The organism is Microbacterium trichothecenolyticum, from assembly GCF_041938625.1.
In the GTDB taxonomy this organism is placed as follows: Bacteria; Actinomycetota; Actinomycetes; order Actinomycetales; family Microbacteriaceae; genus Microbacterium; species Microbacterium trichothecenolyticum_D.
This window is the reverse complement of record NZ_CP169427.1, coordinates 373,865-388,983: the sequence shown is the minus strand read 5'-3', so window position 1 is coordinate 388,983 and position 15,119 is coordinate 373,865. Positions and strand designations below refer to the sequence as shown.

The 15,119-nt window shown below is 69.1% G+C and carries 12 protein-coding genes; all 12 read right to left on the bottom strand.

Translation table 11 applies throughout. The annotated features are described in order from the left end of the window. Positions 1-11: 11 nt before the first annotated feature. The 12 genes from ACEYYH_RS01810 to ACEYYH_RS01755 are packed head-to-tail and all read right to left on the bottom strand — an operon-like array spanning position 12 to position 15,114. A complete protein-coding gene (locus ACEYYH_RS01810) occupies positions 12-1,238 on the bottom strand; it encodes a pyridoxal-dependent decarboxylase, exosortase A system-associated (RefSeq protein ID WP_374976590.1) in 1,227 nt (408 codons plus the stop codon). Continuing rightward, positions 1,235-2,794: an acyl-CoA ligase (AMP-forming), exosortase A system-associated gene (locus tag ACEYYH_RS01805; protein WP_374976589.1), complete on the bottom strand. Its 1,560-nt coding sequence runs from the start codon at positions 2,792-2,794 to the stop codon at positions 1,235-1,237. The genes ACEYYH_RS01810 and ACEYYH_RS01805 overlap by 4 nt, the downstream gene beginning before the upstream one ends. Next, positions 2,791-4,113 (bottom strand): glycosyltransferase family 4 protein, encoded by a 1,323-nt coding sequence (locus ACEYYH_RS01800; RefSeq protein ID WP_374976588.1) that lies wholly within the window; start codon positions 4,111-4,113, stop codon positions 2,791-2,793. The genes ACEYYH_RS01805 and ACEYYH_RS01800 overlap by 4 nt, the downstream gene beginning before the upstream one ends. Beyond that, on the bottom strand, positions 4,110-5,321 hold the full coding sequence (locus ACEYYH_RS01795; protein WP_374976587.1) for a glycosyltransferase family 1 protein: 1,212 nt from the start codon (positions 5,319-5,321) through the stop codon (positions 4,110-4,112). The genes ACEYYH_RS01800 and ACEYYH_RS01795 overlap by 4 nt, the downstream gene beginning before the upstream one ends. A gap of 22 nt (positions 5,322-5,343) precedes the next feature. After that, positions 5,344-6,492, bottom strand: a complete 1,149-nt coding sequence (locus tag ACEYYH_RS01790) for a glycosyltransferase family 2 protein (RefSeq protein ID WP_374976586.1) — start codon at positions 6,490-6,492, stop codon at positions 5,344-5,346. Then, positions 6,485-7,951 carry an oligosaccharide flippase family protein gene (locus tag ACEYYH_RS01785; RefSeq protein WP_374976585.1) on the bottom strand — a complete coding sequence of 489 codons (1,467 nt, stop codon included), beginning with the start codon at positions 7,949-7,951 and terminating at the stop codon, positions 6,485-6,487. The genes ACEYYH_RS01790 and ACEYYH_RS01785 overlap by 8 nt, the downstream gene beginning before the upstream one ends. Continuing rightward, on the bottom strand, positions 7,948-10,176 hold the full coding sequence (locus ACEYYH_RS01780) for a glycosyltransferase (RefSeq protein WP_374976584.1): 2,229 nt from the start codon (positions 10,174-10,176) through the stop codon (positions 7,948-7,950). Before ACEYYH_RS01780 ends, ACEYYH_RS01785 begins: the two co-directional genes overlap by 4 nt. 1 nt (position 10,177) lies before the next feature. Further along, the gene (locus ACEYYH_RS01775) at positions 10,178-11,299 is read right to left on the bottom strand and encodes a DegT/DnrJ/EryC1/StrS family aminotransferase (RefSeq protein WP_374976583.1); all 1,122 of its coding nucleotides are present in this window, start codon (positions 11,297-11,299) and stop codon (positions 10,178-10,180) included. Beyond that, on the bottom strand, positions 11,296-11,922 hold the full coding sequence (locus tag ACEYYH_RS01770) for a NeuD/PglB/VioB family sugar acetyltransferase (RefSeq protein ID WP_374976582.1): 627 nt from the start codon (positions 11,920-11,922) through the stop codon (positions 11,296-11,298). The genes ACEYYH_RS01775 and ACEYYH_RS01770 overlap by 4 nt, the downstream gene beginning before the upstream one ends. After that, entirely contained in the window at positions 11,922-13,064 is a 1,143-nt protein-coding gene (locus tag ACEYYH_RS01765) for a DegT/DnrJ/EryC1/StrS family aminotransferase (protein ID WP_374976581.1), read from the bottom strand. Before ACEYYH_RS01765 ends, ACEYYH_RS01770 begins: the two co-directional genes overlap by 1 nt. Further along, entirely contained in the window at positions 13,061-14,056 is a 996-nt protein-coding gene (locus ACEYYH_RS01760) for an NAD-dependent epimerase/dehydratase family protein (RefSeq protein ID WP_374976580.1), read from the bottom strand. The genes ACEYYH_RS01765 and ACEYYH_RS01760 overlap by 4 nt, the downstream gene beginning before the upstream one ends. Then, positions 14,053-15,114: a Gfo/Idh/MocA family protein gene (locus tag ACEYYH_RS01755; protein ID WP_374976579.1), complete on the bottom strand. Its 1,062-nt coding sequence runs from the start codon at positions 15,112-15,114 to the stop codon at positions 14,053-14,055. Before ACEYYH_RS01755 ends, ACEYYH_RS01760 begins: the two co-directional genes overlap by 4 nt. Between the last annotated feature and the right edge of the window lie 5 nt (positions 15,115-15,119).

Sequence of the window (15,119 nt, the reverse complement as noted above, 5' to 3'; positions counted from 1 at the left end):
CTCCTTGACGGTCAGACGAGGACTTCGGCGGGGGCGGGATGCCCGAGGAAGGCGGTGGGACTTGCTGTGAGCCCATAGGCGCCGGCCTGGAAGATGACGATGAGGTCGCCGATTCCGGCGGGTGGCAGCTCGACGTCGTCGCCGAGCAGGTCGAGCGGCGTGCAGAGACACCCGACCACGGTCACGGCCTCGCCAGCGCCCGCATCCGTGCGATTGCCGACGATCAGCGGGTAGTTGCGTCGGATCGCCTGCCCGAAATTGCCTGACGCGGCCAGCTGGTGGTGCATCCCACCGTCGACGACGAGGTAGGTGCGGCCACGGCTCACTTTGCGATCCACCACCCGCGTCACATAGACACCGGCCTCGCCCACGAGGTAACGGCCGAGTTCGATCACCGTGGCCGACTCGGGGAAGCGCTCGGCGATCGGACCGTCGATGAGGTCGTGGAGGCCGGCTGCGACCACGTCGAGGTCGAGTGGGCGATCGCGCTCGGTGTACGGGATGCCGAATCCGCCGCCGAGGTTGAGGTACCGGATCGGCCGCGGGAGCTCATCCGCGAGTCGGGTCACGAGATCGACCGTGCGACGCTGCGCCTCCACGATGACCTCCGCGTTCAGATTCTGTGATCCGGCGAAGACGTGAAAGCCCAGCAGATCCATGCCCGCTTCGGCATATTCGGCGAGAACCTGAGGGATCTGCTCGGCATCCATGCCGAACTGCTGCGAACCGCCGCCCATCCGCATGCCAGAGCCTTTCACGGAGAAGTCGGGATTGACCCGGAGGGCGACGAGCGGGGTGAGACCCAGGTCGTCACCGGCCTTCAGCACCCGAATGAGCTCCGTCGTCGACTCGACCTCGACGATCACTCCGGCCGCGACGGCTTGGCGGATCTCTTCCGGTGTCTTGCCCGGTCCGGCGAAGCTGACTCGATCGGGGCGGATGGTGGTGTCGAGAGCGCACCGCATCTCGAGGGCGGAAGCCACATCGATGCGGTCCACGCGCTGGGAGAGATGCTGGACGACGGCGGGCATCGGATTCGCCTTCATCGCGAAGCTGAGCTCGACGCGGCTCGGCAGCAACTCGCGCAGAAGGTCGATACGGGCATTCATCACCGCGCGGTCATATGCGAAGAACGGCGTGGCTCCGACCCGTGACGCCAACCTGCTCAGCGGCATCCCGCCGACGCGCAGTTCGCCGGCCATGGCTCCGAATGCGGTCACGTGCTCGGACGGGATCATGCCGACACCTCGGCCCTGATCACGGCGCGGTCGAACTTGCCGTTCGCGGAGCGCGGGAGCTCGTCCCGTATCTCGACACGAGCCGGGAGCATGTACAGCGGCAACAGCGGACGCAGCGCGGACATCACCGTCGCGCTGTCCAGCGCACCGTTCGGCGAAGTGACCACGAGGATGATGCGCTGCCCGAGGGCAGGGTCGGCGACACCGACCGCCACCGCGTCGCGGACGATGCTCGTGCTGTAAGCGGCTTCCTCGATCTCGGTCGGGCTCACCCGGTATCCCGACGTCTTGATCATGTCGTCCGTGCGACCGACGAAGTAGAGGAATCCCTCGTCGTCAGCGATGACGGTGTCGCCCGACCAGACCGCGATCTCAGGTGCCCGCCAAGGTTGTTCTGATCGCCCGATCGGTCGGAACCGCTCCGCGGTCCGAACAGGATTCCCCCAATACCCCATCCCGACCAGCGGACCCCGATGCACGAGCTCGCCCTCTTCGCCGGGCGCGCACGGCGTGCCGTCGGGCCGAAGCACGAGGATCTCGGCGTTCGGAATCGCCTTGCCGATCGAGTCGGGGCGCCGGTCGACCTCGGCAGGATCGAGGTAGGTCGACCGGAATGCCTCGGTGAGGCCGTACATGAGGTACGGATCAGCGTCGACGAACACGCCGCGCAGTCGATCCAGGGTGGCGCGAGGCATCCGTCCGCCCGTGTTCGCGAAGTAGCGGATGCGCCTGGCCGCTTCCACCGGCCAGGACGCGTCGACGAGCTGCAGCCAGAGCGGTGGAACCCCGGTGAGCCCGGTCACCCCGTGCTGCGCACACAGCCCGGGCACCTCCCTCGGCAAGAGGTAGTTCATGAGCACGCAGTGGGCGCCGACGGCGAACGACGTCGTCACCTGGCTGAATCCGGCGTCGAAGCTGAGCGGGAGAACGCTCAGGATCACGTCGTCGGCCGAGTTGCCGAGGTACGAGCTGACGCTCTCGGCGCCGGCGATCAGATTGCGATGGCTGAGCACCACCCCCTTCGGCAGACCGGTGCTCCCCGACGTGTAGAGGATGGCTGCCGGGTCGCCATCCACCGGCACGTGACGAAGCGCGGATGACGCAGCATCCGTCGCCCGCGGCCAGACGTGGACGTCGACGCCTGGTGCGGGCGAAGGGGTCGGGCCGACGACGATGACGTGCTCGATCGCCGCAGACGGCAGGATGCCGGCAAGCTGTCCGAGCCGCTCCGCCGAGGTGACGAGGAAGCGCGCGCCGCTGTCGGTCAAAATGTGACCCACCTGCGACGGCTTGAGCACGGGGTTGACCGGTACGAACATCGCACCGGCGGTCGCCGCTCCGAAAATCGCCAGAACGGTCTCGATCCGCTTCTCGAGGTACACCGCGACGCGGTCCCCCCGTTCCAGGCCGAGCGACAGCAGGAGCCCGGCAACCGCCTGCGCACCTGACCACGCACCCTCGTAGCTCATCGTCTCGCGGCGGTACGTGAGGGCGGGTGCATCGGGCGAGAGCGCCGCCGCTCCGGCGAGGAGATCGTGCACGCCGATGCGGATCACGGCGCCCTCCTCTCGGCGAGGTACCGCTCGAACTCGGCCGTGTCCGCGAGATCGACATACCGCCGTCCCCGCGCGTCCGTGCCGTTCACCCCCACCGCCGGCGGAACCGCCGGCCCCGGCTGCGAGAACCCCGACACCTCGTCGAACACCCCGACGTACGCTTCGGCCTGCGGGCGCCAGTCGAGCTCTCGCGCGACGCGCTCACGCGCTTTGCGGCCGAGCCGGGCACGCAGCGACGGATCGTCGATGAGACGCTCGACGGCGTCCGCGAACGCCGCGATGTCGCCGGACGGCACGTAGAGCACGGTATCGGCACCCGAGACGCGGGTCTCGACCAGATCGAATGCGACCGACGGCAGGGCGTACGACATGTACTCCATGGTCTTGTTCATGGTCGAGAGGTCGTTCAGCGGGGTCTTGAGGTCGGGGCACAGGCCGATGTCGGCGCGGCTCAGGAACTCGGCGATCGCGTCGCGGTCGACCCGACCCGCGAACGTGACGCTCTCTTCGAGCCCGAGCTGCACCGACTGCCGCTTGAGGTCCTCGAGGCAGTCGCCGAACCCGAGGAGCGTCGCCCGCACATCAGCGCGGCCGCGATGGTGGACGAGCTCGTCCATCACCATCAGCACCTGGTCGACTCCGTCTTGCGGCCCCATGATTCCGAGGTACACCAGCTCGACGGTGTCTGCCGCGTGAGGCTCCGCCGGATAGATCGGGCGCATGATCTCGGTGTCGGGACCGCTGCGCACCACGGTGATATGACCGGGGCGGCGATCCCCCCGGCGGACAGCCACCGCCTTGTAGGACTCATTCGTGGAGATGATCCGGTCTGCGCTGCGGAAGGTACGCCGTTCCAGCCAGCGCAGGCCTCGATACTCGAGTCGCTTGAGCAGACCGACCGGCCGGCCGAACCGCGAGATGAACAGCTCAGGGTCGAGATCGTGGTGGTCGAAGACGAACTTCACCCCGCGGACGCGCCACAGCCGCGCAAGAAGCCAATACGTGTCCGGCGGATTGCAGGTCTGGATGATGTCGAAGCGCTGGTGGCGCCACACCGCGAGCGACAGCAGCGCGGTCCGCACCCAGCTGTACGCGAACTCCCACGCGAAGCCGAACAGCCCCTTGGCCTCCGGCGCCGGCGCGTACTTGTAGATGTCGATGCCATCGATCCGCTGGCGAGCGGGGTCCCCCGGGCCCTTGGGGCAGATGACGCTGACGCGGTAGCCTCGCGCCACGAGCGCCTGGCACTCGAGCCAGACCCTGCGGTCCAGGGGAACCGGGAGGTTCTCGACGATGATCAGAACGTGCGGTGACCTCATGTGCCGTACACCTCTTCCTCGATGATGCGGACGACAGCGTCGTACGTCGGCTGCCACGACCGCCCCGTCACGGATGCCGCGGCCGCCACCGCCCGCGCATCGACGTCGGGTGCTGACACGGCCTCGCCGAGTTGGCGCGCCAGCGCGCCCGCGGTTGGCGCGGCCCACCTCACGATGGGGTTCGGGAGCACCAGGCGCGCGAGATCGATGTCGTTGACGACGGGAATGTTGCCCGCCGCCATCATCTCCTCGGCCACCAGCGTCATGTTCGTGAACGACATCGCGAGGCCCGCCACAGTCCGGCCGTAGAGCTCGTTCAACTGCGCCGGGCTGAGTCTGCCGTGAAAGGTGTGGGGGACGTCCAGCCCGCGTGGCGCAGCGCCGTAGACGTGGATCGGCTCATCCGGGAAGAGCCGATGGAACTCGATGAGAGTCAGCGCGGCGAGCTGGTAGCCACGGCGCGGGAAATCGGGTCGGCAGTAGAAGACGACACCCTGGCGCTCGACCGGCGCGAGCGGCAATCCGTAGGACGAGGAGTCGCATCCGAACGGAACGACGTCGCTGCGCAAACCGGTCTCGGCCTGGATGATCCCGTCGAGCATCTCCCCGAGCGCGATGCGCCGGAAAGGCAGGCGGTACGTCATCGCCGCGAACTCGTACTCCGCGCCCCGACCGTAGAAGTACGGTTCGTAGTCCTGGATGAAGTAGAGCCTGCGCAGCGGAGCGAGCGCCTTCTTCACGATGAGGTGCACGGACTCCCAGCCGGTGGCCACCACCGCGTCCACGCCCGCGATGCCCTCGCTCACGTCACGCACGGCGGCACCGACCTCCGGCCAGTGCGCGCGGAGCAGGTGGGTCGCGGCGCGGACGTCCAGTCCGTCCTTGTCGTAGAGGTACAGGACGCAGGAATGGCCGCGCGCCTCGAGGCCGGCGACCATCCGCAGCAGCGTGGTATGTCCGCCGGAGCCGGGAGTCGGCGGTGTGCACACCCAGCCCACCGACAGCGGCCTGCCCCGCACGGGTCGCGTCTGCGGGACCGGCAGCGAGCCGGGAGCGTCGGTCAGGTGGTCCTCCAGGGCGAGATTGAGACGAAGCTCCGCCGCGCCCGTCGCCTGATACGCGCGCTGCGCCAGCCGCTGGGCGACACCGCGGGGGCCAACCTCCCAGGCGCGCCGGACCCGGGCAGTCAGCTTCCTGCTCGCGACCACGACCCCACTCCCTGTCGCCATGTCACACCCCCGAGACCATCCAGCGGGCGAAGTACGCCTCGCTCCGGACTCTGCGCCGCGCCTTCCGTCCGAGGGCGGACAGGCTGCGCGCGACGATCGGCGATGGAGCCTGCAGCCTCCTGTAGCTTCGCCACTCGCGGCTCTCGGGGCACACGTCGGTCGCGAAGCCGACCAGGTCCCGTCCCGCCATCGCGTTCCGCGTGCGGTCGGCTGCGGCCGAGGCGAGTCGCAGCGCATCCCGCGCCAGCGCCCTGCGCGCTCGGCTGCGGAATCTCTCGGAGTCGGCGCGTGCGCGCAAGGCCCGATCGAACGCCGTACGCCGGGCCTGGATATCGACGAGGACTCCGGCGCCGTCGGTCTCACTCATGCTGCCGGCGTGCTCGCGGTGAAGCGCCTGGTCCGCTCCCGCGACGTACCCGATGTCGGAGATCGCTGCGAGCCGAAGGGCGATCTCCATGTCAGGCGCGAAGGTGACGGACGGATCCATCGGGCCCGACTCCCGGAGGAGAGCGGACCGCAGGACCATCTCGGGATTCGTGATGGCGCTCACGCCGAGTCTGCACCGCTCCATCAGCCAGTCCTCGCCGCGCCACACGACCCAGCGGACGGTCTCCACCCGCGCAGCAGGCGGCCGATCCGCCGCGAAGTGGCGGGGATGCCCGTAGACCATCCCCACCGACGGATGCGCCTCGAAGAGCGCGACGGCGCGAGTCAACGCATCGGGCGCGAGCAGATCGTCGGCGTCGAGCTTCACTGCGAAGTCGCCCGTGGATGCCTCCCACCCGACGTTGAACGACCGCACGTGGCCGAGGTTCTCCGGATTCACGATCACGCGGACCTCGGGATGGGCGTCGGCGAGCCGCTCCGCTACCTGCCTGCTGTCGTCCGTCGAGCGATCGTCGACGACGATGACCTCGACATCGACGCCATTCTGCGCGAGCGCGGAATGCACCGCGTCCGGCAGGTAGCGCGCGTAGTTATAGCAGGGGATCACGACGGAAACGGTCGCCCGCGCGATGGGCGCGACGCGCGCCGCAGCCCCTCGCCAGCTGGGGCGCGGTGGTCTCGGAGCGAGCCGCGCGATGAGCCGGAGCGTCCGCCCGCCTACGGCCTGCTTCTCGGCGAAGACACGCCACCGATTGTCAGGCACGGGATCCCCCCGACGCGGTCGCTGTCGTGACGCGGCGCATCTCGCGCAGCCGCCTGACGAGCCATGGCCACATGAGGACGCCGTACGTCGTCACGGCGGCGAACCCACCCACCAGCAGAGCCGGCAGCGCGGCCGGGAAGAGAACACGCGCCAGGATCGCCGTCGCGACGGTCGGGATCGTCGCCACGGTCGGCCACCAGGCCTCCCGCAAGAAGTCGCGCGCGTGCACATCGGCCACCCGGAGGGCGATCAGATACGCGGGAAGGATGACCACAATCGCGACGAGCACGTGCGCCCAGCCCGCTCCGACGATGCCGTAAGCGCGGGTCGCGAACATCATCGCCGCCGTGAGGACGACGAGCCAGATGATCTGGATCACCAGCACGGGACCGGAGTGTCCCTTCGCATACAGGTAGCCCGCGAAGATGTCGAAGACGACGCGCAGACTGCCGTATACCCCGAGAGCCGCCAGGACAGGCGCCGCCGGAAGCCACTTCGGGCCGTAGACGACCTCGATGAGCGGCGCGGCGAGCGCCGCGAGGACCGCCCCCGCGGGCAACGCGCCCGCCCATGCCGCCGCCGTGAGGGCGGCGAGGCCCTCACCACCGCGGGTCGACCGTGCGAAGTACGGCAGCGAGACCGAGCGCACGACGTGGGCGAGGGCGCTCATCGGCCAGCTGGATATGTTGAAGGCGAGCACGTAGTAGCCGAGTGCCGTCGCACCCGCCACTCGCGCGAGGACGATGTTGTCGACGTTGAGGAGCGCCCACGACAGCAGGTTGGCCGCCGCGATCGGAACGCCGAATGCCAGCACCGGCCTCAACATGGAGCGGTCGATCCCGTAGCGGGGCCTGACCCGCGCCAGGGCGAACTGCATCGCCGACGACACGATCTGGGCGGCGACCCGCCCGATAGCGAGACCCATGACGCCGAACCCGGCGGCGATGAGGAGGAGCGTCACGGTGGTCGAAACCAGGAAGTCCGCGACGCCGACGACGAACATCTCCCGCTGCTGGAATCGGCGCTGGAGCATCGCATAGGGAACGACGGTAGCCCCCGCGAGCACGAGGGTGAACGACAGCACCGCGATCGCCGGGGCCGCGGCGGGGCTTCCGAGCAGCGCCGCAAGGGTGGTGCTGAAGCCGAACGTGATCGCCGTCATCACCGTCCCCATGACGAGACCGAGCGTTGCGACAGTCGGGGCGATGCGTTCCGGCTCCTTGGACCGGATGAGATCGGCCGACAGGCCGAGGTCAGCCACGGTGATGAGGATCGACTGCACAGTGAGCGCCACCGCGTAGATGCCGAACTGCTCGGGAGTGAGTATGCGGGCCAGCACGATTCCGACGATCAGCGTGCCGAGCCGCAGCACGACCGTGCTCACACCGCTCCAGGCGGCCGCGCGAGTCGCCTGCGAACCGAGCGACCGGTCCGGCTGCACGCCGTCCTCGCCCGTCATGCCGGCACGGTCCCGTCGGGGCGGGTGCGCTGCCACACGCGCGTGCGATGGTTCGCGAGCGCGGCGACGATCCGCTCCCGCATCTCGTCGTCGGCCTCGCGCCACGCGTCGGACTGCCCGAGCTCTCGTTCGACGGGGGTCCGGTCCACGGGACTCTCGACAACGGCGAACACCTCGCAGCCGCCCAACTGCCCGACCGAGAGCCGACAAGCAGCCGCAGCGCCGGCCACCACGAACCCCCGCCCCCAGTCGGGGATCCGGTCCAGAAGCCCCGGAGCGAGTCCGCAGCTAAATCCCCGGGGCGAGAACGTCGTGCCCGCCGTCGCTTCCTCGGTCCGCCCGAGGCGCACGATCCCGACACCCGAGCCGTCGTTCGCGACGAGGTCATCCAGCCTCACCTGAACAGCCGCGGGCGGCGCGAGCGAGATGACGACATCCAGCGAGCGCCCGTCGAGGAGCTGGAAGACGGACAGGTGATCCGCGCCGGCCGTCGGTGTGCGAAGCCGTGTCCATTCGCGGTAGAGGCGTGCCCGCACCCTCTTGCCCAGCTGGACGGTCCGCCGCACCATTCGGCCGGCCCTGTCGCCGAGGCCTGAGCGGGGTGCTCCGGTGAGTTCGCGCAACGGCGGCGGCACATGGTGAACGCGGTCGGCGAGCATCGTCGCGTTCAGCGCCCGGAGCTGGTCTTCGAGGGCCGACCGCCACACCGGCCACGACTGCGGCGCATCGGGATGGAGGGTCAGGCTCGGTGGCCGTTCGGCGAAGCCCAGCGGCGCGGCGGTGACAACGGAGACCACCCAACGCATTCGGTCCAGTTCCGGGTGGCGCAGCAGGGGGTACTCCTCCGCGAGATCGCGCGCCCGGGTCGGATCCGATTCACAGAGGGCCGCGCGGATCAGCCACGCCCACTCGACGGGATCCGGACGTGGTGCGCCGTGGACCCGCACGACCGCGTCGGTCGAGTACTCGAGCATCCGTCGCGCGAGATCCGGCCGCCCTTCGGCGAGCCAGCAGCGACTGAGCAGGAGCGCCGCCTCCGGCTCGAAGTGCAGGTTGAGCACCTGCGCGAACCGATCGGATGCGCCTGCCGGGTCGCCCCGCTCGAGTAGACGGCGACCCTCGTCGACCAGTCGGCGGTCGAGGCCGGCCGGCGACACCGGGCTCACCGGCGACCGGCGGTCGCCGGTGATCTCGACCGTCAGCGGCGCGAACAGACCTCTCTGGACCACGTGCTCACCGACGCCGCAGTCCTTCTGCAACTCGTACCACTGGCGCAGCTGGTCCCTATCCTCGATGGAGTGGCGCTCGTGCGCCAGACGCTGACCCGCCGCGGCGATGGCTTCCAGCTCGTCGCGGTGATTCAGCAGGTGCTCGACCTTCGCCACGACATCCGAGAGATCGGCGAAGACGCAGTTCTCCATGTCGACGAAGCCGGCTGCTTCGAGCGACACCGTCTTCTCCGTGACGAGGACGGCACCGGCGGCGGGGATCTCGAAGTGCTTGCGGACCAGCTCTCCCGCAATCGTTCCGCAGGTCGGGATGATCAGGGCGTCGCTCAGCGTGCGCGCATAGGCCTCGCCGGACGGCATGCCCTCGGTCGCCGCCCGGGAGAACCAGCCGGTGTGGGGCAGACTGCGCACGGGGAACTTCTCGCGCAGCAGCCGATCGACCGCGACTCGCCACGGGTAGTTGGTCGCCCGGCTGCCGCTGAGGAGGATGGACTGCGACCGCTCACCCGGATAGGAGCGGAAGATCCGGCGGTCGGCGAAGTTGGGCCACGAGAAGGTGCGGTCGGCGATCTCGCTCGAATAGCCCGTCGCCGATGTGGCGTGCGTGAAGAAGATTTCGACGCCCCACTCCTCCATGTCGGCGAGGAACACCGAGCGCGTCAAGCAGTACGCATCGGAATCGAGGAACCCGACCTTGGGGATCTCGGGATGGCGGTGGGTGTTCCTCACGGAACGACCCGCTCGCGCGTAGACGCCCGACTCGAACATCGCCAGATCGGGCTTCACCCGGTCGACCACCTCGTCGTAGTCTGCGTCCTCGGTGACGAGGACGACCTCGAAGTACTGCTCCAGGCACCGCACGTGATCCGCGAAGTGACCCGCCACGAACCCGGGCAGGTCGGGCTCGTTCAACCGGAAGAACACGAGACGAGGACGCGGAGTATCCCTCCAGTGGGTGCGGACGTCGACGGTCCGTACGGCGCTTTGGACAGACATCTCACCCTCCTCCCCTGACGAAGGCGCCGACGAGCGCATCACGAACGGTGGTCTGCTGGTCCTCCGTGAGGTGCGGATACATGGGCAGCGAGAGGATCTGTCTCGCCGCCGCCTCCGCGACCGGGAACTGCCCCCGGCGGTAGCCCAGGCTCGAATACGCCTCCGAATGGGGCACCGCGGTCGGGTAGTGGATTCCGACCCCGACGCCGGCGGCGCGCATTCCGTCCATCACGCTCTGCCGCCCCCCCACCCGCACGACGTACAGGTGCCAGACGTCGTCATTGCCGGCGCGCACGGCCGGCACCCGGACGTCTTCGAGGCCGGCCAGCAGTTCGGCATAGCGCGCGGCTGCGGCCCGGCGGGCGGCGTTCCACGCCTCGAGCCGCCGCAGCTTCACCCGTAGCACCACCGCTTGGACCGCATCCAGCCGAGCGTTCATGCCGACGCGATCGTGCACATATTTCTCCGAGCTGCCATGGGCAGCGAGGTTCCTGATCCTCGCGGCGATGCCTGCGTCCCCGGTCATCACCGCGCCCGCGTCGCCCGCGGCGCCCAGGTTCTTCCCGGGGTAGAAGCTCGTCGCCGCGGCTCGGCTCAGAGCTCCGGCGCGGCCGATCGGGCCGGACGCCCCCTGCGACTGCGCCGCATCCTCGACGATCTCCACACCGTGTTTGTCGGCGATCGCCCGGATGCGCTCCATCGGCGCGGTCTGGCCGAACAGATGCACGGGCGTGATCACCCTGGTTCGCCCGGTGATCGCTGCCTCGACGGCATCGGGATCCATCAGCAGATGCTCGTCGTCGACATCGACGAACACCGGCACGGCGCCGATCCGCGACGCCGCCTCCGCTGTCGCGATGAAGGTGTTCGCCGGCATGATGACCTCGTCACCACGGTCGACTCCGATCGCGCGGTATGCGAGTTCGAGGGCGTCCGTTCCATTGGAGACGCCGACGACGTGCTCCACTCCGATGTAGGCGGCGTATTCCCGCTCGAACGCCTCGACCTCGGGGCCGCCGATGAACGAGGCCGCCGTGAACTGCTCGCGCCAGACGGCGAGCACCTCGTCGGCGATCTCGGCCTGCTGTGCGGCGAGGTCAAGGAACGGGACAGGGATGTTCATGACGACCGTCCGATCTCGCGTGCGGGCACGCCCGCCCAGGTCGCCTCGTCCGGCACGTCGTCGAGGACGACGGACCCCATGCCGACGGTCGACGCGGCGCCGACGCGGAGTCCCTGACGCACTGATGCGTTCATCCCGATGTACGCCGCTTCGCCGATGCGCACAGATCCGCCGAGGGACACCCCGGCGGCGAGCGTCGCGAAGTCCTCGAGGACATCGTCGTGCGTGATCGTGCAGTTCGGCATGACCACGACGTGGCGACCCACCGCGACGTCTGCCGTCACGACAACGCCATCCAGCAGGATCGTTCCGGGCAGGACATGGCTCGACGGGCTCATCCGCACCGATCCTGCGACGAAGCTGACGTAGCGCCTCTCGCCGACCCCGGCATCGCGCAGGCGGCGCACGACGCCGCGGCGTCCCTGGCTTCGTCCGACGCAGACCAGCAGCGCCTCCGTCCGCGAGCTAGCCTCCATGACGGACCCGAGCACGGGGACTCCCGCGATCTCTGTGGTGTGCAGATCCGCATCGTCGTCGAGAATGCCCACCACTCCGTCGATGCCCGCGGCGAGCACTTCGCGCGCCAGCCCGCTCGCACCGACCAGGAGAATGCCCTCCGCCATCACACTGCTCCGCCCGGCCAGCGGAGGACGGCAATGACGCGATCCTGATCCTCCTGGGTGAGTTGGTGGAACACGGGAAGAATGAGTGTGCTGTCGGTGAGGCGCTCCGTGACCGGCAATCCGACCTCCGGGGTGAGATCGCGATAAGGCGGCTGGCGATGCGACGCCATGATCCCCCGCCGGGCGGAGATATCCTCGTCGGCGAGCGCTTCGAGCAGGCCGTCCCGATCTGTCGGGTAGCCTTCGGCGACCTCGACCCAGAACGACTGGAAGTTGCACGCACCGTACTCGGGGTCCGCGACGGCGCGGAGGCCGGCGATGTCATCGATGGCAGCCCGGTAGCGCTCCGCGATCTCGCGACGGCGCGCAACGATCTCCGGCAGGCGGCCGAGCTGGACGAGGCCGATGGCGGCCTGCAGATCGGTCATGCGGTAGTTGAACCCGACCTCGGTGTACTCCTCGGCCGGCGGCAGCACCGACTCGTGCCGCTCCGCGGCCGAGACGCTCATCGCGTGCTCGCGGAGATGCCGCGCCCGGTCTGCCCAGTCGGGATTCGAGGTGGTGAGCATTCCCCCCTCGCCGGTCGTGAGCAGCTTGCGCGGGTGGAAGGACCACGCGGCGATCTCTGCGCCCGCGCCGACGGGGAGCCCCTTGTAGATCGAGCCGGCGCCGCATGCGGCATCTTCGATGACGACGATGTTCAGCTGATCGGTGAACGAGCGGATGTCGTCGATATCGACGGGCACACCACCCTGATCGACCGCGATGACCGCGCGGGTCTGGGGCGTCAGAGCTTCGGCGACGGTGTGACCCGTGACGTTGCCGGTCACCGGATCGACGTCGGCGAACACAGGGTTCGCGCCCAAGTAGCGCACGGCGTTCGTGGTGGCGATGAAAGAGAACGACGGCACCACGACGTCGTCCCCCGAACCGACGCCCGCCACGATGAGCGACAGGTGCAGCGCCGTCGTGCAGCTGCTCGTCGCGACCGCGTACCGCGCCTGCATCGTCTTCGCGAACGCCTGCTCGAACCGCGCGACACGAGGGCCTTGCGCGATCCAACCGCTCGCGATGACCTCGGCCGCAGCATCCGTCTCCTCCTGACCGAGCCACGGGACCATGACGTTGATGCGATCGCTCATGGCACCGTCACTGTCCGGCCCGCGGCGATCTCATCGCGCAGCGGCCGCCACCACTCGACGAGCCGCCGGAGCCCCTCGTCGATGCCGATCGTCGCCTCGAAACCGAGGTCGCGCTTCGCCGCCGCCGTGTCGGCCAGCCGGCGCACCACCCCATTGACCGCGCGCACGGGACCGTGCTCGACGCCGAGGTCCGAGCCCATCGCGCGCAGCAGCGCCTCGGCAAGCGCCAGCAGACTCGTCTCGGTGCTGCTGGCGACGTTGTACGTGCCCTCGACCACATCGCTGCGGGCGGCGAGGATGTTGGCCCGTGCGATGTCGGGCACGCACACGAAGTCCATCGTCTGCCTGCCGTCACCGAAGATGAGCGGCGGGCGTCCGTCGGCGATGCGCTCCATCCAGCGCACCAGCACCTCGGTATAGAGCCCGTGCACGTCCATGCGCGGTCCGTAGACGTTGAAGTACCGCAGCAGCACATAGTCCAGTCCCTGCATGGCCCGGAAGCTGCGAACGAGACCTTCGTTGAAGGTCTTGGCGGCGCCGTAGAGCGTGTCGTTGTTCTCGTGGTGATGACGCTCGGTCGTGGGGAACTCCTCCGCCATGCCGTATACCGAGGCGCTCGAGGCGGCGACGAGCTTCTTCACGCGATGTCTCGCCGCGGACTCGACGACGTTGAAGGTGCCGTCGACGAGCACTTCCAGCGCGAGCCGGGGATCTTCGGCGCACTGCGTGATCCTGATCGCCGCCTGATGGAAGACGACGTCCTTGTCGGCGGTCAGGTCGTCTACGAGGCGCGCGTCGCGGATGTCGCCCTCGACCAGCTCGACCCGGCCAGTGGGCAGCGCGTCGTCGAGGTTGCCGCGGCGCCCGCGGACCAGGTTGTCAAGCACGTCGATGTGGGCGGCCCCTGCCGCGAGCAGCTGGTCGACGAGGGTGGATCCGATCGTGCCCGCACCGCCGGTGACGAGTACGCGGGTGCCTTCGAGGTGGGTCATGCTCCCTGGGCTTCCTTGACGAGCGTGTCGACCGGGCGGGGCGCTCCGGAGGCGCTGAGGCTGGTCGACGCGGCTTCGAGCACCGACAGGACGCGGAGACCTGCGTCGCCGCTCGTGCGCGCAGGCCGGCCTTGCCGTATGGCCGCGGCGAACTCGCCGACGACCGCGGCGAGCGCCTCGCGTTCCGGGAGCGCCGGCGCCCACGTGTCGCCGAGTCGGTACGAGACGTTGGCCGCCCTGCTGTCGGCCGTGCCCTTGGACTGCAGCGCCAGGTCGACGCCCCGGTCGTAGACGCTGACGCGCTGCTGCGGATTCAGGTCGTCCCAGACGAGCGTGCGTTTGGTGCCTCCGATCACCATCTGGCGGATCTTCGTGGGGCTCAGCCAGTTGACGTGCACGTGGGCGATGCCGCCCGCTGCGAGGGGCATCACCAGATAACCGATGCATGCTCTGCCGGTGGCGAGCGGGTCGGCGCCGTGCGCCGACACCGACCTGACATCGAGCCCGCCCGGGAGGATGAAGTCCATGATCGAGAGATCGTGCGGGGCCAGATCCCAGAACACGTCGACATCGGGCTGGATCAGCCCGAGGTTTATGCGAACGCTGTCGACGAAGAGGATCTGACCCAGCGCACCCTCGTCGATGAGTTCGCGGATCTTGAGGACGGCCGGCGTGTAGCAATACGTGTGGTCTGCCATCAGCACGAGGCCGTTCCGACGCGCGCGTTCGACCATCTCGAGGCCGTGTTCCCGAGAGTCGGCGACCGGCTTCTCGACGATGACGTGCTTGCCTGCCTCGAGGGCGGCGAGCACGACCGCGTGGTGGGTACGGGCGGGCGTGGCGATGGCGACCGCGTCGATTGTCGGATCTTCGAGGACGTCCTCGAAGTCGGCCGTCACCGACACGCCGCCGATGCTGTCGGAGACGCGCAGCGCCCGCGCGACATCGAGGTCGCAGATCGCGGCCAGCTCCCAGTCGCTCGACGCGCGGAAGTTCCGCGCGAGGTTGGGACCCCAGTACCCCGCGCCGATCACCGCCGCCCTCAGTCGTGTTGCCACCTCGA